At 63.6% G+C, this 20,136-nt stretch carries 17 protein-coding genes; 8 read left to right on the top strand and 9 right to left on the bottom strand.

Annotation, left to right across the window (positions count from 1 at the left end):
- Positions 1–19: 19 nt before the first annotated feature.
- Genes ASF98_RS21550 through ASF98_RS21560 form a run of 3 tightly spaced genes read left to right on the top strand, consistent with a single transcriptional unit; the run spans position 20 to position 2,918 of the window.
- Positions 20–1,243, top strand: coding sequence for a thiolase family protein (locus ASF98_RS21550; protein ID WP_055806511.1), 1,224 nt, complete (start codon positions 20–22; stop codon positions 1,241–1,243).
- A complete protein-coding gene (locus ASF98_RS21555; RefSeq protein WP_235506113.1) occupies positions 1,243–2,052 on the top strand; it encodes an enoyl-CoA hydratase/isomerase family protein in 810 nt (269 codons plus the stop codon). The genes ASF98_RS21550 and ASF98_RS21555 overlap by 1 nt, the downstream gene beginning before the upstream one ends.
- Entirely contained in the window at positions 2,049–2,918 is an 870-nt protein-coding gene (locus tag ASF98_RS21560; RefSeq protein WP_055806514.1) for a 3-hydroxyacyl-CoA dehydrogenase family protein, read from the top strand. Before ASF98_RS21555 ends, ASF98_RS21560 begins: the two co-directional genes overlap by 4 nt.
- Before the next feature lie 431 nt (positions 2,919–3,349).
- Here the strand turns inward: ASF98_RS21560 and ASF98_RS21565 are convergent, their stop codons facing one another.
- Genes ASF98_RS21565 through ASF98_RS21575 form a run of 3 tightly spaced genes read right to left on the bottom strand, consistent with a single transcriptional unit; the run spans position 3,350 to position 6,387 of the window.
- A complete protein-coding gene (locus ASF98_RS21565) occupies positions 3,350–4,012 on the bottom strand; it encodes a hypothetical protein (RefSeq protein WP_055806517.1) in 663 nt (220 codons plus the stop codon).
- A complete protein-coding gene (locus ASF98_RS21570; RefSeq protein WP_055806520.1) occupies positions 4,005–5,039 on the bottom strand; it encodes a zinc-binding alcohol dehydrogenase family protein in 1,035 nt (344 codons plus the stop codon). The genes ASF98_RS21565 and ASF98_RS21570 overlap by 8 nt, the downstream gene beginning before the upstream one ends.
- Positions 5,032–6,387: an MFS transporter gene (locus ASF98_RS21575; protein ID WP_082506993.1), complete on the bottom strand. Its 1,356-nt coding sequence runs from the start codon at positions 6,385–6,387 to the stop codon at positions 5,032–5,034. The genes ASF98_RS21570 and ASF98_RS21575 overlap by 8 nt, the downstream gene beginning before the upstream one ends.
- Before the next feature lie 108 nt (positions 6,388–6,495).
- Between ASF98_RS21575 and ASF98_RS21580 the strand changes: the two genes are divergently transcribed.
- The gene (locus ASF98_RS21580) at positions 6,496–7,008 is read left to right on the top strand and encodes a PadR family transcriptional regulator (RefSeq protein WP_055806765.1); all 513 of its coding nucleotides are present in this window, start codon (positions 6,496–6,498) and stop codon (positions 7,006–7,008) included.
- A 29-nt stretch (positions 7,009–7,037) separates the two neighbouring features.
- Here ASF98_RS21580 and ASF98_RS21585 read toward each other — a convergent pair whose 3' ends face one another.
- The 6 genes from ASF98_RS21585 to ASF98_RS21610 form a co-directional block, all read right to left on the bottom strand.
- Complete coding sequence (locus ASF98_RS21585) at positions 7,038–9,278, bottom strand: beta-glucosidase family protein (RefSeq protein ID WP_082506994.1); 2,241 nt, start codon at positions 9,276–9,278, stop codon at positions 7,038–7,040.
- A 43-nt stretch (positions 9,279–9,321) separates the two neighbouring features.
- Positions 9,322–10,215: a carbohydrate ABC transporter permease gene (locus tag ASF98_RS21590; RefSeq protein ID WP_055806521.1), complete on the bottom strand. Its 894-nt coding sequence runs from the start codon at positions 10,213–10,215 to the stop codon at positions 9,322–9,324.
- Positions 10,215–11,192: a carbohydrate ABC transporter permease gene (locus ASF98_RS21595; RefSeq protein ID WP_055806524.1), complete on the bottom strand. Its 978-nt coding sequence runs from the start codon at positions 11,190–11,192 to the stop codon at positions 10,215–10,217. Before ASF98_RS21595 ends, ASF98_RS21590 begins: the two co-directional genes overlap by 1 nt.
- 11 nt (positions 11,193–11,203) lie before the next feature.
- Positions 11,204–12,514 carry an extracellular solute-binding protein gene (locus ASF98_RS21600; RefSeq protein WP_055806527.1) on the bottom strand — a complete coding sequence of 437 codons (1,311 nt, stop codon included), beginning with the start codon at positions 12,512–12,514 and terminating at the stop codon, positions 11,204–11,206.
- Between the two features lie 180 nt (positions 12,515–12,694).
- Positions 12,695–13,678, bottom strand: a complete 984-nt coding sequence (locus ASF98_RS21605; protein WP_082506995.1) for a LacI family DNA-binding transcriptional regulator — start codon at positions 13,676–13,678, stop codon at positions 12,695–12,697.
- A gap of 208 nt (positions 13,679–13,886) precedes the next feature.
- Complete coding sequence (locus ASF98_RS21610; protein ID WP_200939425.1) at positions 13,887–14,822, bottom strand: helix-turn-helix domain-containing protein; 936 nt, start codon at positions 14,820–14,822, stop codon at positions 13,887–13,889.
- Between the two features lie 489 nt (positions 14,823–15,311).
- Here ASF98_RS21610 and ASF98_RS21615 point away from each other — a divergent pair, with 489 nt between their 5' ends.
- From ASF98_RS21615 to ASF98_RS21630, 4 genes are all read left to right on the top strand, one after another.
- A complete protein-coding gene (locus ASF98_RS21615) occupies positions 15,312–16,466 on the top strand; it encodes a sugar ABC transporter substrate-binding protein (protein ID WP_055806536.1) in 1,155 nt (384 codons plus the stop codon).
- 129 nt (positions 16,467–16,595) lie between these two features.
- Positions 16,596–18,107 carry a sugar ABC transporter ATP-binding protein gene (locus ASF98_RS21620; RefSeq protein WP_055806539.1) on the top strand — a complete coding sequence of 504 codons (1,512 nt, stop codon included), beginning with the start codon at positions 16,596–16,598 and terminating at the stop codon, positions 18,105–18,107.
- A complete protein-coding gene (locus ASF98_RS21625; protein WP_055806541.1) occupies positions 18,100–19,089 on the top strand; it encodes an ABC transporter permease in 990 nt (329 codons plus the stop codon). Before ASF98_RS21620 ends, ASF98_RS21625 begins: the two co-directional genes overlap by 8 nt.
- Complete coding sequence (locus tag ASF98_RS21630) at positions 19,086–20,066, top strand: ABC transporter permease (protein ID WP_055806544.1); 981 nt, start codon at positions 19,086–19,088, stop codon at positions 20,064–20,066. Before ASF98_RS21625 ends, ASF98_RS21630 begins: the two co-directional genes overlap by 4 nt.
- The last annotated feature ends 70 nt before the right edge of the window (positions 20,067–20,136 follow it).

Consider the following 20,136-nt stretch of genomic DNA (forward strand, 5'->3'; position numbering starts at 1 on the left):
CCAAACCCAAGGAGTTTCCATGCCCGAAGCATTCCTCATAGGCGGCGCCCGCACCCCCGTAGGGCGCTACGGCGGAGCCCTGAGCTCCGTCCGGCCGGACGACCTGGCCGCCCTCACGGTGCGGGCCGCCGTCGAACGCGCCGGCATTGACCCAGCCGTGGTGGACGAAGTAATCCTCGGCAACGCCAACGGCGCCGGCGAGGAGAACCGCAACGTCGCCCGCATGGCCTGGCTGCTCGCCGGCTTCCCCGACACCGTCCCCGGCATCACCGTCAACCGCCTCTGCGCCTCCGGCCTGAGCGCCATCATCATGGCCTCCCACATGGTCAAGGCAGGCGCCGCGGACATCGTGGTGGCAGGCGGCGTCGAGTCCATGTCCCGCGCCCCATGGGTCATGGAAAAGCCGGACAAACCCTTCGCCAAACCCGGCGCCGTGGTCGACACCTCCATCGGCTGGCGCTTCCCCAACCCCGCCTTCCTGTCCGGGGAACTCTCCCGCGACGGCAAAGCCACCTACTCCATGCCCGAAACCGCGGAGGAGGTGGCCCGCGCCTACAACATTTCCCGTGAGGATTGCGACGCCTTCGCCGCCCGTTCCCACGAGCTCGCCCTCGCCGCGATCGAGGCCGGACGCTTCGCCGACGAAATCATCCCCGTGACGGTCAAGGGCCGCAAGGGCACAGAAACCATCGTGGATACCGATGAAGGACCCCGCCCCGGAACGTCCCAGGACGTCCTCGCCGGCCTGCGCCCGGTAGTCAGGGGCGGCAGCGTGGTCACCGCCGGCAACGCCTCGACACTCAACGACGGCGCCTCGGCAATCATCGTGGCGTCCGAGGCAGCCGTGCAGAAGTACGGCCTCACTCCCCGCGCCCGCATCCTCGACGGTGCCTCCGCCGGCGTCGCCCAGGAAATCATGGGCATCGGCCCCGTCCCGGCCACCCGCAAGGTCCTGGACCGCGCCGGTTTCACGGTAGCCGACCTGGCCGCCGTCGAGCTTAACGAGGCCTTCGCCTCCCAGGCCCTGGCCTGCATGCGCGAACTAAAGCTCGAACCCGACACCGTCAACAACCTCGGCGGCGCGATCGCCCTCGGCCACCCGCTCGGCTCCTCCGGGTCCCGCCTGGTCATCACCCTGCTCGGACGCCTCGAACACGAAGCCACGCGCGGCGGCAAGCTCGGCCTCGCCACGATGTGCGTCGGCGTCGGACAAGGCACCGCATTGCTGCTGGAAGGCATCTGATGACAGAGGTAATGCACGACGCCGGCACGCGCCCTGATGCCTCGGGTTTCGTCACGCTGCTGGTTGAGGAGCGGGAGGACCGTTTGGCGGTCCGGCTGCACCGGCCGCCAGTGAAAAACGCCATCGACCAGGCAATGGTGGACGAGTTGCACGCCGTGTGCGCGCATCTGGAAAGCACACCGAAAATCCTGATCCTCTCCGGCACTCCCTGTGACCCCAACACCGGAGCACGGGCCGTTTTCGCGTCCGGGGCCGACATCGCGCAGCTGCGCGAGCGGCGCCGTGACGAAGCCCTGGCGGGAATCAACTCCAGAGTCTTCGACAGGATTGCGAAGCTGCCCATGCCGGTCATTGCCGCCCTTGACGGCTTTGCGCTCGGCGGCGGCGCCGAGCTGGCGTACGCAGCGGACTTCCGCATCGGCACTCCGGCGCTGCGGATGGGCAATCCCGAGACAAATTTGGGCATCCTGGCCGCGGCCGGCGCCACCTGGCGGCTGAAGGAGCTGGTCGGCGAGCCAATGGCCAAGCAGATCCTGCTGACCGGCAAAGTCCTCACCGGCGAGGACTGCCTCGCCATAGGGCTGATCACCGAACTTGTGGAACCGGAGACACTGCTGGATGCGGCGCACGCCCTGGCGGACGCCATCGCGGCGCAGGACCCCCTCGCCGTACGCCTCACCAAGGCCGTGTTCCATGCTCCTCGGGAGGTCCATCCCGTCATCGACACCCTGGCCCAAGGCATGCTTTTCGAGTCCCGGGCCAAATTTGACCGTATGCAGGCGTTCCTCGACAGGAAGAAGAAGTCATGAACAACCCAGTAGTGCCGGCAGGATTCCCGGCGCGTGTAGGTGTCCTGGGCGGTGGCCGGATGGGCGCTGGTATCGCCCACGCGTTCCTCATCAACGGGGCAGACGTGGTGGTGGTGGAACGCGACGAGGCCGCAGCCCAGGCGGGCCGTGAGCGCGTCAAGGCCTCCGCGGCGAAAACGGTGGAGCGCAACCCTCAGGGTGGCGACCTCGAGGAGCTGGTTTCCCGCCTGTCCGTTTCTGTGGACTATGCAGCCTTCGGGGACCGCGAACTGGTAGTCGAGGCTGTCCCGGAGGACTGGGCGTTGAAGGTAGCAGCACTCCGCGGGGTCGAGGAGCAGCTCTCGCTGGGAACCGTGCTGGCCTCGAACACCTCGTCGCTGTCCGTGTCCGGGCTGGCTGAGGAACTGGCGCGGCCCCAGGACTTCCTCGGACTGCACTTCTTCAACCCCGTCCCCGCGTCCACGCTGATTGAGGTGGTGATCGGCAAGCAGACCCGTCCCGAGCTCGTCGAGCAGGCCCGCACTTGGGTCCTGGGGCTGGGCAAGACCGCCGTCGTGGTCAACGACGCCCCGGGTTTCGCGTCGTCCCGGCTGGGCGTGGCGATCGCCCTGGAAGCGATGCGCATGGTCGAGGAAGGCGTCGCCTCCGCTGAGGACATCGACAACGCCATGGTCCTCGGTTACAAACATCCCACCGGACCGCTGCGCACCACGGACATGGTGGGCCTGGACGTGCGCTTGGGCATCGCCAATTACCTTCACCAGACGTTGGGCGAGCGGTTCGCCCCGCCGCAGATTCTCCGGGACAGAGTGGCCCACGGTGAACTGGGCCGCAAGACCGGCAAGGGCTTCTTCGATTGGAGCTGAATCGGCTGGAACTGATCTGAGCCTAAACTCATGAAGCTGGCCAAGACTCTGGGGTCATGGCCAGCTTCGTGAGTTGGTTGACGCTTTCCGCTGTGCCGCACATTGGCCGTCCCCGGGCATGATCAAGCAGCCGGTCTTCCTCGGCGTTGGTTACAGGTCCAGGGCCAGCCTCGGAAAAGACGGGAACCCACCAATGTCATGCACGATCGGCGGCACCGCAGTCGTGACGATCGTCTAATCGATGGCCACCAGGCCCGTCTAGAGCATCAAGTAGATCAGTGCGGGTCCGCGTTTTCTGCACGGGGACGAGTAGTTCTACGGCCGCGCCGGACGGGGTTGAGTGCGATTGCAACGGCGCTCCATCGGGTCGCTGCACCATGGAAGCTTCGAAACTATGAACGACGGCGGCCGTCGCGGCCGGCCGCCACGGCTCACCGTGCAGTGATGGACAGGTTGGAGAAGAACGCCTCCGTACCGATGTCAACAAAAAGCCCGATGCCGCCGAGGGCTTCCCGTCCCTTTGTTTTAGCAAGATCCAGAATCTGGATGCCATCGACGCTGGCACGCAATCTTCCGTCCTGCACCTCGATACGCAGCTGGATCCATTCGTCCGGACCGATAGGGGCCCCCGCCTCGTAGCGTCCGTCCGGATACTCCTCGCGAAGGCGTTCGAAGTTCCACTCAGGGTAGGCGAAATACTGCACGGCCCGCTGAGCACGGGGTCCCGGAGGATTTACCTTGGCACCGTTGAGGGGCCGGACATAAACAGCTTCGAAGCTCTCCAGGTTCTCCGTGATCCGGTAGGCAAGACCCGCGAACGCCCGCGCATAGTCTGGCGCGCCGCCTGCGAGCCGGCTCAGCAGGTCGACCTCGACGATACCGTTCCCGAAGTCCGCAGGAATAAGGACAAAAGTGGGCTGGTCCACGTAGTCAACACCGGGAACCCCTGAGGCTGCGGCCTCGGTCAGCCCGACGCGAAGGGCACGGCGCCCCGCAACATTGACACTCTCCGCCGTCACGGAGTGCATCGACGCTCCCGCGGGCAGGCCGTCCAAGGCGTGGAATACCGTTACCTGAAGTTTCCGGTCATTCATTGACGTTCCATTCTTCCGAGTGTGCTGAGGGGGCGTCGGTGCGCCCGCCCACCGTGACTATCAGCTTTCCCGTGACGGAGCCGTCCTCCATGTCCTGATGCGCCTGCACTATGTTCTCGAGGGAATAGACCTTCCCGATCGGGACGATGACATGTCCCGACGCGACTGCGTCCAGGAACTCCTGCAGGACAGCCGGGGGCAGGTCCTCGGCTTCGCCGGTGTAAGCGGTGAGTCGAACTCCACTGGGGATGTAGTCGATGGGGTAGAAATCCGGCACGGTCCACTCATCGGAAAGCATGCCCGTAAAGCACACCGTCCCGTGGACGGCGGTGGCCCGGAGCGTGTCGCGCAACGTCGGGGCTCCCACGAGCTCAACCGCGCCGCCGACTCCATCAGGGAAGATCCTCCGAACCTCCTCAGCGATACTTCCGGTATCGATAATGACATGGTCCGCCCCGACGTCGAGGAGCGCTTGAGTCTTCGTGGGGTTCCGGGTGGTGGCCAGGACCGTGATGCCGCGGCGCTTCGCCAGGACGACGAGAGCAAGACCAATCGAGGACGTGCCGCCCCGGATCAACAAGCTGCTGCCCGGGGCGGCATTGACACCGACCGTCAACGAGCCGTAGGCGGTCTGCAGCATTTCCGGAACCGCACCCAGGGTGGCCCAGTCAAGGGTGCTCGCGAACGGGATCACGCTGGCGGCCGGTACCGAAACGTACTCGGCGTATCCGCCGTCAAAAGTCCGCCCCATGCCGCCCATCAGCGCTGCGACCTGAGTCCCGGGGGTAAACTCTCCGCCCGGGGCGTCAACCACCACCCCGGCCGCCTCGATGCCCGGAATACGCGGAAAGGACCCGAAGGACCCCAGGCCGCGCCGGAAGTGCAGTTCAGAGCGGTTCAGGCCGAAGGCGCGGACCTTGATCAGAACCCACCCCGGCGTGGAAGCGGGCCGGGGTACGTCCCGGATTTTGAGGGCGTCCGGTGCCCCGGGACCGTCGAGGACGACGGCACGCATCATTTCAGGCATGGTCCTTCACTCCTTGGGCGTCTGCGCCAGCTGTGGTGCGCGGTGATACTGGAATGGGCCCGGGTTGCTGGTCTTGTGACGCCGCTGTCTCCGGGCCCCGCCGAATGGCCGGGAGGGCAGCGAGTGCAACGACTGCGATCAGCAACCCCGGCACCAGCGGCCAACCCGTCGATTCCGTGAGCGTCTGCACCGCGTACGGGGCAATCCCGCCAAAGATCGTTGTGGCTACAGTCCCGCCGATAGCCAACGCAGTCAAGCGGCCCCTGACTTCGAACTGCTCCGGGATCGCCGAGGCCCCGACCGCGCTGAGGCTGCCTGCGAGGCACGCTAGGACCACTACCGCCGCCACTGCCGCGCCTACGTTCGTTTGCCCGGCTGCAGCGAACATCGGGAGTGGAAGAAGGACCGCCGCAATGGCAAGGACCAGCAGCGTTGCACGCCGCCCGTAGCGGTCGGACAGCCAGCCCGCCACGGGGGAAGCAAGGACGACGACGACGGCAGCCAGCGTCGCCAGCCCAAGGGCCGAAGATTCACTCCAGTTCCGGACTGAAATCAGGTACGTCGGCAGATAGATAATGCCCACGTAATAGGCAGCCGAGCACAGTCCCGAAATCATAAACGTACGGACTATGGCCCGCCACTGCCGCCGCAACACACCCGGCAACGGCTGCTGCCGCGCAAGCAATCGGCTTTGCAGGAACAACGGCGTTTCCGGCAGCGCGGACCTGAGGGCCAGAACCGTCCCGGCAAGTACCCCGCCCACAATGAACGGGATCCGCCAGCCCCACGCCTCGACCTGCGATGCAGACAAGGCAGTCACCGTCAGGGCTGAAACACCGGCAGCAAGCAACGCGCCAACTTCGCTGGCAGAAGCCGCCAACGAGGTGACCAGGCCGCGGTTCCTGGCACGGCTGCTCTCCAGGAGGTAGGTCATGACTCCCGTGTATTCGCCGCCAACAGAGAACGCCATGAGGCATCGAAGCGCAAGGAGCCACACTGCTGCCGATTCGCCGACCTGGGCATAGGTTGGCAATGCGGCCATCCCGGCTGTGGCCAGGAACATCAACGCCATGGACGCCAGAAGGACCGGGCGCCTGCCCCAGCGGTCCCCCACATAGCCGAACACCAGGCCGCCAACGGGCCTCAGTAAATAGGAGACAGCAAACGTCGCCAGTGTCATGAGGACGCCCGTCGGGCTGTCCCCGAAGAAGACCCGGGACAGCACCGAACTCAGGTAAAGGAACAGCGTGAAGTCGTACCACTCCACAACTGTCGAGACCACGGCAATGGCAAGACGGCCACGGGAAATGGCCGGTTTGGATGCACCGGAGACAGGCGATGACGGCATAAGGGTCCTTCGAAGACGAATGCGGGACAGCCAGCATATACCTCGAAACGAGGTATATGCGAGTAGATACCTCGTTTCGACACATACATGTCATGTAGCATGGCGTTCGTGCTGGAACTGATGATCTTGGGTTTCCTGGCGGAGGGCCCGCTCCACGGCTACGAACTGCGCCGGAAAATGAACGAGTTATACGGTTTCGCCCGTGAAATCAGCGACGGCAGCCTGTACCCCGCCATCCAGCGGCTGATCAAATCAGGGTCAGTTGTCCGCCGCATCGAGAGCGGCCGGGCCGCCCAGCGCCACACGCTCGAACTGACGCCTGATGGCAGGAAAGATCTCGAGGGCCGACTGCGCAGCGCATCGGCAGGCGACATCACGGACCTCGGACGATTTATGGTCATCCTTGCGTTCCTATCCCAACTTCCCGATGTGGAAGATCAGCATGCGGTACTTCGACGGCGGCTTGAGTTCCTGGAGGCCCCGGCAAGCTTCTTCTACGAAAATGGCCGGCCACTGCGCAAGGCGGAAATAGAAGACGTCTACCGCAAGGGAATGGTCACCATCGGCCAGGCCGCAAGCCGCGCCGAGATCGCCTGGATCCGGCAGACTCTGGCGACCTGATAGCGGTTGCCTGCGTATCCGGGACCCGGCTATCCATCCTGGCCCTCGATAAACGCGTCGATATCTTCCGGTTCCAGAGGGATGCCAGGAAACTCGACGATCGTGGCCAGCGGCATACTGAGCACGTTGACACGCCCCGCTTCGTCTCCGAGCAGGTCTCCGATGCGGCCGCGGAACCCGCCACGGGCTTCCGCGGTCGCCCGCAGTCTAGGCCCGGCGACGGGGTGATCGTAAAAATCGCCGAAAGTGGACCAGTTGTCGAGGCGCACCGGGCGCGGCACGCCTGTGATCTCGATGTCCGCCGAAATCCTGAGGTCGCGGGATGATGCCCCGACATGGACGGTGGCGTGGCCGCCTTCGTATGCCCAGCCGGTAAGCCGCCCGTGCCAATGCTCAAGGTCGGCACGGCGCACCTCGATCCGGACAACTTCGGAGGCACCGGCGTCGAGACGAACCTTCCGCCAGCCGCGCAGCTCCCGGAGTGGGGTCTGGACGGAGCTGTTGTGGTCGGTGACGTACACCTGGACTACGTCCGATCCCTCTCTTGTGCCGGTGTTGGTGAGGCGGACCTCCACGTCGAAAGCTGTCTCATCCTCGAGCGCACGCGGAGTCACATTGAGGTCGGAGTAGCTGAACGTCGTGTACGAAAGTCCGTGTCCGAAGGGGTAGTCCACCGCCACGTCCCGGGCATCGTAGTAGCGGTATCCGACGTGGATGCCTTCACCGTACCGGACCGTTCCACCCTCCCCCGGGAAGGAGAGGTACGACGGAGTATCTTCGATCCGCAGCGGCACCGACTCAGCAAGGCGGCCGCCAGGTTCAGAATCTCCGAGAAGGACATCGGCAACTGTGTCGCCGTGAGCTTGGCCGGTCAGCCAGAATTCGACGACGGCATTCACCGAAGAGCGCCATGCCGCCGTGGTGACCGCGGAGCCGTTGCTGAGAGCTACGACCTTTGGTGTGGCGATCGCCTGCATGTCTGAGAGGAGCGCAAGCTGGTCTTCGGGCAAGTCGATCGATGTTCGGTCCACGCCCTCTGCCTCGTAGCCCCCTGGCAGCCCCAGAAAGAGCAAGACTATGTCCGCCCGCCGCGCCGCATCGACTGCGTCGGACCGCATCACGGACGACGAGGCAATCCGATCAAGACTGTAGGCGGGCGAGAACTCCACCGTTCCCCCTGCTGCTTCCACCCGAGCGGTTAGCGCGTCGAGCCCGGAGACAGTGAGGGACGCGTTGACGCGTGAACTGCCGGAACCTTGGTAGCGCGGGGTCCGGGCGAGCTCGCCAACCACCGCGACGCGAAGTCCTGCCGATAGCTCCAGCGGCAGCGTTCCATCGTTTGCCAACAGGACGCTGGACTGAGCCGCGGCAGTCCGTACAAGTTCATGGTGCGCACCAATATCGACTGCAGGCACTCGGCTATTCACCTTCGTCCGCCGGGCAAGGAGCTTCAGCCGCTCTGCCACGCGGTCGAACGCTTCGCGCTCAATGCGTCCCCCGGCGAGGGCCAAACCGACGCGCTGGTCGTCCTGCCGGCCGGGCATACGAACATCCAGTCCAGCTTCAAGCGCTGCCACGGGATCGTGGACGGCACCCCAATCTGACACGACGACTCCGTCGTAGTCCCATTCCCCTCGCAGCACATCGGTGAGTAGCCAGTGGTTCTCCGAGGCGTAGACACCGTTGATTCGGTTGTATGAAGACATGATCGACCACGGGCTGGACTCGCGGAGGGCGACCTGGAAGGCGCGCAGGTAGACCTCGCGCAGTGTCCGTTCATCCACATCGGCGCTGACGCGGAGTCGATCAGTTTCCTGATTGTTTGCTGCGAAATGCTTGAGGCAGGCACCGACTCCTTCGCTTTGGATACCGCGAACGGCCGCAGCCGCGAGCACGCCGGCGAGGAACGGATCTTCGGAGTAGTACTCGAAATTACGTCCGCAAAGCGGGCTGCGCTTGATGTTCAAGCCTGGTCCGAGGACGACATCGACGCCAGCAGCGCGAGCTTCGCGCCCCAGAGCAGCCCCGACGGACTGTACGAGTTCAGGGTCCCAGGATGAGGCGAGAGTGACGGCCGGCGGAAAGCACGTGGCAGGGGCGCTCCGTTCGAGTCCGAGGTGGTCAGGGTTTTGGTCGTCCTGAACCCGAAGTCCGTGAGGCCCGTCCGCGAAACGCAAAGGCCTCAAGTCGATCCATGGCGCTTCCAGCGTCGTCCAGTAGTCTGCCCCTGTCGTCAGGGACACTGCGGCCAGGGGCATTGTGTCGGTCATCGAAACTCCTTGAATGAACAGATATGAACTGTCGTGTTGCTGGTTAGCGGCCGGCGAGGGAGCCGCCGATGCCGCCGACGCTGAAGTACTTGTTCAAGGTGGCGAAGACGATGATGGGCGGGAGCATCATGACCACGGCGAGTGCCATGACGGAAGTCCAGTCGGTGGCGTTCTGCTGGAAGAAGGACTGGACGCCCATGGGGAGGGTGAAGATCTCGTTGGAGCGCAGGAACACGATGGCTACGAGGTAGTCGTTCCAGGCCAGCAGGAAGGCAAAGATGGCGGTGGAGAGGATGCCGGGCAGGGAGTTGCGGAGCACCACTTTGGTGAACGATCCGAAGACTGAGCAGCCATCGATCCATGACGCTTCTTCGAGGCTGATCGGGATGGAGTCGAAGTAGGCGGCCATCATCCACGTCGCGACGGTCATGGTGGAGCCGACGTAGATGATGGTGATGCCCAGCAGGTTGTCCACCAGTCCCATGCCGGCAAACAGGATGAAGAGCGGGACCACTGACGTGATGATGGGCAGTGACTGCATGACGAACAACAGCAGGGAGTACCCGGAGACTGCTTTGGACCGGCCGCGGGAGAGGACATAGCCGGCGGGTGCGGCCACGGCTACGGAGACCACCACGGTGGACAGGGTGGTGATCAGGCTGTTCTGCAGCCAGGTGGCCGCCAGCGTGCCGGAGAACACGTTGGCGAGGTTCTCGAATGTCAGGCCCTTGGCGGTGCTGTTCGGACCGGGCGTGAAGGCCAGCACCACCGTGACCATGATCGGCACCAGGACTATCGCGGTGATGAGCAGGATGGCGGTGAACCGCCACCAGCGGCCGCGATCGCCCGCTTCGGAGAGGACGCGCTTGTTCTTGGCCGGTCCGGCGACGCCGAGGACGGGCCCGGACTGGGGATGGGCGTGGACTGCTGCGCTCATTATTCGACGCTCGACTTTCGGATCTGGCGGTACAGAAGAACGGAGATGACCACCAGGGTCATGGTCATCAGGAACGCGATGGCCACGCCGGGTCCGGTGGCGAAGTCCTGGAAGACCGTGCGGTAGGCCAGGACCACCAGGGAGGTGGTGGCGTTGACCGGGCCGCCGCCTGTCAGCAGGTAGATGGTGGGGAAGTCATTGACGCAGAAGATCGTCATCAAAATCCAGGAGATGTACGTGGACCGGGCGATCAAAGGCAGCGTGATCTGGCTGAACTGCTGCCAGCGCGTGGCGCCGTCCATGCTGGCCGCTTCGTAGACGGTGGTGTCCACGGAGGCGAGGGCCGCCGAGATCATCATCATCATGAACGGGAAGCTGACCCAGACCTTGAAGATCATGACGGTCACCGCGGCGAGATTGGGATCGGCCAGGAAGAGCGGGGTGCCCAAACCGAAGTTGCGGAAGAGGGAAGGAATGAGGCTGTCCGGGGTGGCCACCAACCAGTTCCAGGCGGTCGAGGACACCACAATGGGGACGACCCAGGGCAGCAGGAGGAGGACCTTGAAGGTGCCGCCGGCGGGGATTCTGGTGCGGAGTAGCAACGCCAGGCCCAGGCCGACCAGCCAGGAGCCGAACACGCCGACGATGGTGAACATCAGGGTGAACTGCGCGGCTTTCCAGAAGGCCGGGGAGGACAGGACAGCGGCAAAGTTCTCCCCGCCCACGAATTTCCCGGTCTGGAGCAGGTTGCCGTCGTGGGTCGCCTGGACGCCGGCTTCAATCAGCGGGTAGCCGTGGATGAGCACGAGCAGGATGACCGAAGGAAGCAGGAGCCAGAAGAACGTCCGGCTGGTCTGTGCCCTGAGCTTGCTCTTGCGGTTGAGGTTGCCGGGTTTCGGCGACCCGCCCCTGGCCCCGCCGGGGGCAAGGCCCCGGCGGGCCCGGGCGAGGCCGGACGATGCTGTGGTGGAGGACATGGACTGGCCGCCTACTTCTTGAGGACGGTTTTAAGGCCGGACTCGAACGCCTGCAGTGCGGACTTGGCGTCGGTCTTGCCGGTGAGGATCGTCTGGGTGAACTGGTTCAGGGCCTGACCGCCGTCGAGCACGGCGAGGTTGGCATTCAGTTTGTCGCCTTGGGCTGCCAGAGTCTTGGCAATCGGCTGCCATTCCCTCACGATCTTGACGTTGTTTGGATCGCTCGCGAATTCCGGGAGCTCAGCGATGGACTTGAAGACAGGCAGAGCGTTCATGAGCTTCTGCTTCCACAGCTCCTTCAGCTGGCCCAGGTAGTAAACCAGGAACGCCTCCGAGGCCTCCTGCGACGGGGTGTTTGTGTACATCATGATGTTGTTCGGGAACACGAGGCCGCCCTTGTCCCCATGCGGCCCGGCGATAGGGCTCGCCACGATGAGATCACCCGAAGTGTCACCAACTCGCGTGTCCATCTGGGACACATGAGCGCCGAAAGCCGCCTTCTTGTCCTTCCACTGCGCATCGAGGTTGGCGCTGGTATAACTAACTGCCGCTGGATCAATGATGCCGTTGGAAACCAATTCCAACAGGAATTCAGTCGCTTCAACATTGCGGTCGTTCATCACGTCGAGCTCGCCGTCCTTGCTGAATACACCGCCGCCGTTGTTGATCATCATCATGATCATGGCCTGATTGCCGATGTTGTTGCCCGCACCGGCACCGGTGGCGAAGCCGACTGCCCCAATCTTCTTCAAGGCCTTCCCAGCTTCGAGTAGTGTTGCCCAGTCTTTGGGAACATCCACTCCGGCCTGCTCAAACAGGGACTTGCGGTACCACATCACGCGCATGGACAGATGCCACGGAACAGCTACATAGCCTTTGTCGGTCTTGAAGGGCTCAACCACTCCGGGGAGGAAGTCGTCGTACATGCCGTTTTTCTTCAGAGTTTCAATGAGATTGTCCGCATAGGCTATCTGGCCCTGCTGCTCAAACTGGAAGGCCTGGAAACCGCCGCCGGTGGACACCGCCGGACCGGTCTTGGACGCAATGGCAGACGAAAACGTCTGGTAGAAGTTGTTCCACTGGATGATCTGGTAGTTGGCCTTGCTGTTGGCTCCGGAGAAACCCTCCGTGAGCTTCCTCGATGCGTCGTTGAGGGCCGGGGTTGCCCACGGCATGTCCCAGAACTTGATGGTTCCACCTGCGCTCCCGCCGCCCTGGGAAGCAGAGCCTCCACCACAGGCGGCCAAAAGGGGTACGGAAGCGGCCGCGGCAGTGAGGCCGAGAAAGCCGCGGCGCGAGAATGTTGTGCGGGTGGAGGTCATGGCTGTTCCTTCGTCTTTGAGGAGTTTGGCAAAAGCAGCTTGTCGCCGGAATGAGGAGTTTGCCGGCTACTGATTCGATTAAGTAGTTGCCTGTTTCCAGTATCAGACTGCGTTGTTGACGGCGTCCAATATCTATTCGGTGATCAGTTATTCGAAATTCGTCTGAATGCGGCGTTCGACTCAGGTTGAATCGCGGACAACCAGCGCGAGCACGTCAAGCTTCGGACTGCTCGGCAGCACTTCCCCGTTGATGCCGGCTGCGATCCGATCAGCGAAATGGCTTCCGAACAGAGCATGATTTTGCCGGATGGTGGTAAGTGCGGGTGACATGAATTGGGCGAACGGCTCGTCGTCGACGCCAATGACGGCTAGATCTTGGGGAGCCATCATCCCTGCGACCCGCATTCCAGCCAGGATCGCTGCGGCAATCTCATCGTTGTAGGTCGCCACTGCTGTGACGTTGGCAGGCGCTTCAGACAGTTTGCGGACTGCCCCTATTGCACTGTCCAGGCTGAGGTCGACGTCAACGGTGAAAGGCTCATTCAAGCCCAAGGCAAGGCAGGCCCTTCGAAATCCTTCGTATCGTTCGGTATTGAGTGCTTCCAGCTTGGGATTGCTGCTGCGGGCATAGCCAAGATGTCGATGGCCCCGTGAGATCAGGTGCTGGGCCTGCATGGCACCAATACGATCCTGTTTGATGCCAAAATCCGATATGGCGGCGGCCGCTATGAACGTGCCCCCTTTTCGGATGAGCAACTCATCCTTCGCGTCGATCGCTTCCACTGTCATCACAGCCGCAGGTGCCAGTTGACGCCAGAGTGAAATCAACGAGCGGTCCGGGCCCAGTCTTTGGAGGAGAAGGGACAGGCCCCGCCGTGCAAGCCCGTCGGTAACTTGCTCGATCACCCTGGTAAGAGCGTGACTCAGGGGCCAGTCGGGCAGCACAAACAGGACGAGATCGTTTCGGCCCATCCGCAGAGCCCGGGCCGCTGCCAGCGAGGTGTAGTCCAACTGACGAACGGCGTCGATTACCCGGCGCCGCGTTTGTTCCGGGATTGTCTGATGCGGGGTTTGATTGAGCACGTAGCTGACGGTGGTCTTTGACACGCCGGCGGCTTTCGCGACATCAGACGCTGTCACTCTACGTGTCCGCGACACTTCCACTCCTTCTTGCGGGGCGTTCTACTGCTTCACTTTGCCAACGTATTCATCCGGCGTCCAATACCAATCCAGCGCAACGTTATCTGTGCTCTAGATAAATCGCTCGGGCAGCAGCCTGATCGTAGTACACCGGCTGGTCATCACGGGCGCAGGATCCGGTGCAGAGACGACCGGAGCCACACATCGGCTCAATGTCCGACTGATGTGGCCCTCACAATCCGTAACGGCGGATTCTCTCGTAAAGGGTCCCGCGGGAGATGCGCAACCGCTCAGCGGCATCCGACTTGTTCCCGCCACACTCACGCAGTACAGACGCAATAATCTCCCGCTCAGCCAGTTCAAGCTGACTGAGCAACGGCGGACTTGATGTCCTTTGTCCCTCGGAACCCTTCGCAGCAGCCCGCGCAAGGCCTGCAACATTCAGACGGCTGAGCACCAGCGAACAGCCCTCAGAGGTCTTCGGCGGCATCACTGGCACGATCTGAGCCCGCACACCCGTGGGCAGTACGAACTCCCGGGTAAACGGTCCGGCCTCCTCGACGTAGCGCCAAAGCTGTTCGCGATCAAGTGGTAGGCCGCCCAGGCCGTCCTCCGCGATCATGGTGTATCGGTCCAGGGTTATGACGGCCGCTCCCGTACCCGCCTTGACGCGCAAGTGTGCATCAAGGAGCCGCTGGTGCCGGGCGCGTGAAAGACGGGTTAGGGAATCCTCAATCCCGGCAACCATCATGTTCAGCGCAATCTTCAGGTGCGGGTTATGCTCGCCAGCAAGGCATGTGACGTTGACGGCGCCAAGCAACTTCCGGGTGACCGGGTGCAAGACGGGACTCGCTGCGCAGACAAGCTTGTGCATGCGCTCATCCAGATGGTCAGTGCCCTGAACGACCGTACTGGCGCGGGTCGCGAGCGCGACGCCCACTCCATTCGTGCCCACCGAACGCTGAGCGAGGTCGGCGCCCTCGGTCACATCCGCGCGCGCGAGATGCCGACGCAGGCTCGGAGCCGCTGCCCATTCGTATGTCACCTTTCCAGTGGCATCGGTAAGGGCGAGCCAGGTCGTTGTCCCCTCGAGGGCGACCTGCGTCGAAGTGATCACTCTTCGAGCTACCGTCACGAGCGATAACTGCCCCTCGATCGAATCCGACATCTTGTTGTTCCTCCGCGTCATTGCGTTGATGGAATCATCCTGTTGAGCATGAGCGATCCCGCAGCAGACTTAACCTGTGGACGTCAGTGCCCGCCGTTGGACTCCTGAAACCTCAGCCCCCTCCAGTGTGACATAAGCCACAATCACGCCCGGACATCGTGGGCGGGATTGTTCAAACCTTGAACACTCCACCCATATGCCGACCGCACGGGGCCAGGGCATTGTTGATTCCGCGCAGTCCTATTCGACGGAGCCATGTTCAAGTTCTGTACGGAGCGCGGATTTCGGCGCTCTTCTCCGCAAAGATCAAAGCACCGGTTCGATCCGGGATGGCTCCAAAACCGACGGAGCCCACTCCTGCCCGGTCTGCCAAGGCGCCCCGACAAGAACGTCGCTGGGTGGACTGCCGTTCTTCGCGCTACTTACCGGGCATTCAAGCCCCGTTTTCCCCATTCACCCGTTCTCTCTATTCAAAGGAGCATAGAAATAATGAAATTCCCGTCTTCCCGCGCTTGGCGAAAAATCGCCGTTGGGTTCCTCGCCGCAGGCCTTGTCACCTCCGCCGCTGCCTGCAGCACCGGCAGCAGCGCTGCTCCGGGTGCCCCTGCCGCGTCCCAGGGCAAGGGCACCGGCACGACGGATGGCGGCGGCGCCCTCCTCAAGGTCTTTATGCCGTCGACGTCGAATGTCTACTTGGCGGCCGCCTCGCAGTCCATCAAGGACGAGGCGAAAGCCCTCAACTACACCGTCAACATCGTCGAGAACAACTGGGACCAGACGGAACAGGACCAGCAGGTCCAGGAATGGCTCGCCACCGGTGAGCGCGCAGCCGCCGTTCTCATGTGGCCGGCAGGCGCCGCCGCCGCAACGAACTCGATCCGCCTGCTCTCCGCGCAGGCACCGGTGATCCAGTTCAACAACCTGGTCACTCCGGAGGCGTCCAAGTACGTGACCGCCTACGCGGGGGTCTCGGACACCGGCATCGGCAAGGAAGCCGGAGCCAACGCGCTCGCCGCCGTCAAGAAGCTCAAGGCTGAAGGGGTCAAGTTCCACGGTCCAGACGGCAAGCCCAACGTCGTCGAGATCCGGTTCACCGCCGGGTACGCCGCGGGTGACGACCGCGAGAAAGCCTTCGCCGAAGCCACGCCCGGTGCGTTCAACATGCTCGCCGTCGAACCCACCCCGACCGTTGACGCTCAGGGCGGCTTCAAAGCAGCCAGCCAGGTCATCCCGCGCTTCCTCGGACAGGGCATCGACATCGTCTACGCACACAGCAACGACGTGGCCAACGGCGTGGTGCAGGCGCTGGAGCAAAACGGGCTGAAGCCCGGCAAGGACGTCATCCTGATCACCGGGACCTCCTCCGGGGACATGTCCAACCTGCGCGGCGGCAAGATCTGGTCTGCCACCCTGCAGTCCCCGGTGATCGAGGGCGCTCTCGTCGTCCGGACCGCCGCGCAGTACATCGCCACCGGCCAGGTGCAGTCCGGCGACGTCACCATCGAATCGTCGGCGGCCAAGCCTGAACTCAAGGTCGAGGCCCCGCACGCGGCCACGTACATGATGAACCCCCAGGTGACAGCCGAGAACAATGCCTCCTTCGACATCTGGGGCCTCTCATTCGACAAGCTGATGGGCAAATAGGCCCTCAACGGGAGTCCGCCCCCAACCGCGGAGCCTCAGAGACCGCCCACCTGCGGAGCTTTCCGAGGCTCCGCACCCATCTGGTGCGCGCCTTGCTGCGCCACCCAAATGCAAACCTAGGAGAAACCAATGACTGGAAGCACTCCCCTTCGCCTTAAGGCGAGCGGCATCTTCAAGTCTTACGGAGCAGTGAACGCCCTCTCGGACGTCCACTTCGAACTCCGAGCCGGCGAGGTCATGGCCCTCTTGGGTGAGAACGGCGCCGGGAAAAGCACGATCGTCAAGGTCATCTCAGGCCTCGTCTCACCCGACAAGGGTTCCATCGAAATCGATGGGACCCCGGCAAATATATCTAGCGTCTCGCTCTCACAAGCGGCCGGGATCGCCGTCGTCCAGCAGGAGTTCAGCACAGTCGGAACCATGACGGTGGCCCAGAATCTCGTGCTCGGCCAGCAGGGCGCGCCCTGGTGGTGGAGCCCCCGCAAACTGAACGACAACGCCGTCGCGATCCTTGAGCGCGTCGGGCTGGCCGGGCTGAACCCGTCGACCCCGGTCGAGGAACTCTCCGTTGCGGAGATGCAACTTCTTGAGATCGCGCGCGTGCTGGCCAGGGACGCCAAGGTCATCATCTTCGACGAACCGACCGCAGCGCTCTCGGACGCCGAGATCGTCCGCGTGCTGGACGCCGTCAAACGTCTCGCGTCGGAGGGACGGAGCGTCGTTTATGTCACCCACAGGCTGGGCGAGGTTTTCGAGATTGCTGACCGCGTCACTGTCTTCCGCAACGGCAAGAGCGAGGCTCCCCTGGAGGTCAAAGAGCTCGACGTCGAGACGATCGTCGCCAAGATGATCGGCCGGGAGCTGGGCCATCTCTATCCGGGCAAATCCTCGGCGGTCGGTGAAATCGTGCTGGAGACGCGCGAACTCCGGATTCCCGAGCTCCGTTCCGAGACCAACCTGACCCTCCGGCGTGGTGAGATCCTGGGCCTGACGGGACAGCTCGGCTCGGGAACGGCAGAGCTGATGGAGGCACTCGCCGGCGTCGGAGAGATCGTCTCCGGTGAGGTTCTCGTGGACGGCCAGACGCTCAACACCCGCGGCAGGCAGAACGGAATCTCGGCCGGCGTTGCGTACTGCTCCGCAGACCGGAAAAAGGATGGAATCTTCGCGAGAGTCCCGATTCGCCGGAACCTGTCCTCGCCCTGGTTGCACCGCTTGTCCGCCGCAGGGTTCGTCAGCGCCCGGCAGGAGGTCGACGAGACGAACCGCTTCGCAGTTCACTTCGCCATCGACGTCAAGCGCATGAACTCGAACGTTGGAACGCTCTCCGGAGGCAACCAGCAAAAGGTGGCCCTGGGCAAATGGCTCGGAATCAACCCGCGCGTTCTCCTGGTTGAGGAGCCCACCCGCGGCGTGGATATCGGCGCGCGCGCCGACATTTACGCCCAGCTTCGACGACTCAGCGACTCGGGGGTGGGCGTGATCGTCAGCTCCTCGGACACCAACGAAATCCTGGGCCTCTCTGACACGATCGCCACCTACTTCCGCGGCCAACAAACATCTATCCGACCAGCGGACGAGTGGACAGAATCCGCCCTCGTTCGCGAAGTAATGCACCGTGAGGATGCGAATCATGTCTAGTACAGCAAGCATTGCCACCAACTTCATAGCACCGTCGCAGCGAGGCAGCGTAATTCGCTTCGTCACCAGCTACACGCTCCCGCTCCTCGTGGCGGCAGTGTTCGCGGTAGCCGCCACGAGCACACCCGATTTCGCAACTTTCGCGAATATCCGCGCGATCCTCATCAATACCTCCATCGTCGGAATCATCGCGGTCGCGATGACCGCAATCACGATCTCGGGCAATTTCTTCTCGCTCGGCATCGCATCCTCCACCGTGCTCGCCGGGATCGTGTTCCTCGCCGTATCCGGACTGACCGGATCGGCGCTGGCGGGCCTCGGCGCCGCCGTCGTGCTCTCGGTGGCACTGGGAATCTTGCAGGGCCTCATCGTCGGAGCCGGACTGAACCCGGTCATCACCACCCTCGCCGTGGGCTCAGTCACCTACGGCCTGGTAGCCATCACCACCAAGGGTGCGGTGGTCACTGCCGGCAGCGTGGACGTGGCGTGGCTGGCAACGTGGAACCTCCTGGAAATTCCGCTGCCTGTCTACATCTTCGTGCTCTTCACGGCTGTTGCCTGGTTCCTCACCGAACACACGCTGATCGGGCGCAACACCCACCTGCTCGGCGCCAACCGCGCCACCGCGAGAAACAGCGGCATCTCTCCCCAGGCCACCACGATCTGGGCTTTCATCGCGTTCGGGGTTGGCCTGGGAGTCGCCGGCGCCCTGAACGCCTCACAGCTACACCAGATGCAGGCGAACGACCTCGCCGGACTCACCATGGACGTTATCGCGGCGGTCCTGGTTGGGGGCGCCGCCGTATCGGGCGGCGAAGGTTCCCCCACCCGGTCGGCGCTCGGCGCCTTGCTCATCGTTGCCCTGGGAAACATCATGCTCCTGCACGGGCTCGACAACGGCTGGCGCGTGTTCCTCGTCGGCGGCATCGTCGTGGTGCTCGTCGTAGCCCTCCACGTCCTCAGAAAGGTCAGCACCCGATGAATGCAACCAGGGAATTCTTCCCCAAATACGCGCTCCAGATCGTCGTCCTCGTCCTGGTTGTCGGCATCATGGCCACGGTCTCACCCAGCTTCCGCGGGGAGGCCGCCCTGTTCTCGTCGCTCGAACGGCTCATCCCGCTCGGTGTCATCGCGGCCGGACTGGCGGTGACGATGATCGCCGGGGAGTTCGATCTCTCAGTCGCGTCCATGGCCGCATTCGCGGGCGCGATCGCCGTGCAACTCGGAGGCCTCGGCCTCATCGCAAGCATCCTCATTGCCACAGTCGTGGGAGTGCTGCTCGGCTCGCTCCAGGGTTGGGTGATTGCACGGCTGGGAATCAGCTCCCTCGTGTTCACGGTCGGAACACTGATCCTGCTCCGCGGCGCAACCTGGCTGGCAACCGGCGGCGTCCCGGTCACCCTCACCGACTACAAGCTGAGCGACGCGCTCACGGTCCGGATCTGGGTCTTCACACCCCTGTCGCTGACAACGATCGCGGTGCTCGCCGTCCTGGGCATCTTCCTGTCGCGGACACGATGGGGCCGCGAAGTCTCCTCGATCGGCGGAGCCCGGCAGGAGGCCGTCGCGTCGGGGGTCAAGCTCAGGTCGCGGCTGGTGCTCGCCTTCGCCATTTCCGGCGGATGCGGCGCCCTGGCAGGGGCGCTGTCGTCCTTCCGGGGCGGGTCTGCGACGCCGGATGGCCTGGCCAACATGCTCCTTCTGGCACTGGCGGCAGTCCTCATCGGCGGCGTCAGCCTCAGCGGAGGGCGCGGAGACATGGTGAACGTCGCGTTCGGCATCGCCATCACCGCAGTCCTCGCCGCGGGGATGTCCTCGATCGGCGTCAAGGCTTTTGTCACCGAGCTCTTCACGGGCGTCCTGCTGCTGGTGGTGATCCTCTTGGAATTCGTCATCGCCAGGGTGGTGGCCCACAAGGCCGTTGTCCGGAGGCGCCAGCCACACCTGGCAGTTACCTGAGAAACTTCGCTCAAGCTGCGCCGATTCCGGGGGCGCTCCGCACTAGTCGGCGGGGCGTCCCCGCGACCAC

This window comes from Arthrobacter sp. Leaf337, from assembly GCF_001423745.1.
In the GTDB taxonomy this organism is placed as follows: domain Bacteria; phylum Actinomycetota; class Actinomycetes; order Actinomycetales; family Micrococcaceae; genus Arthrobacter.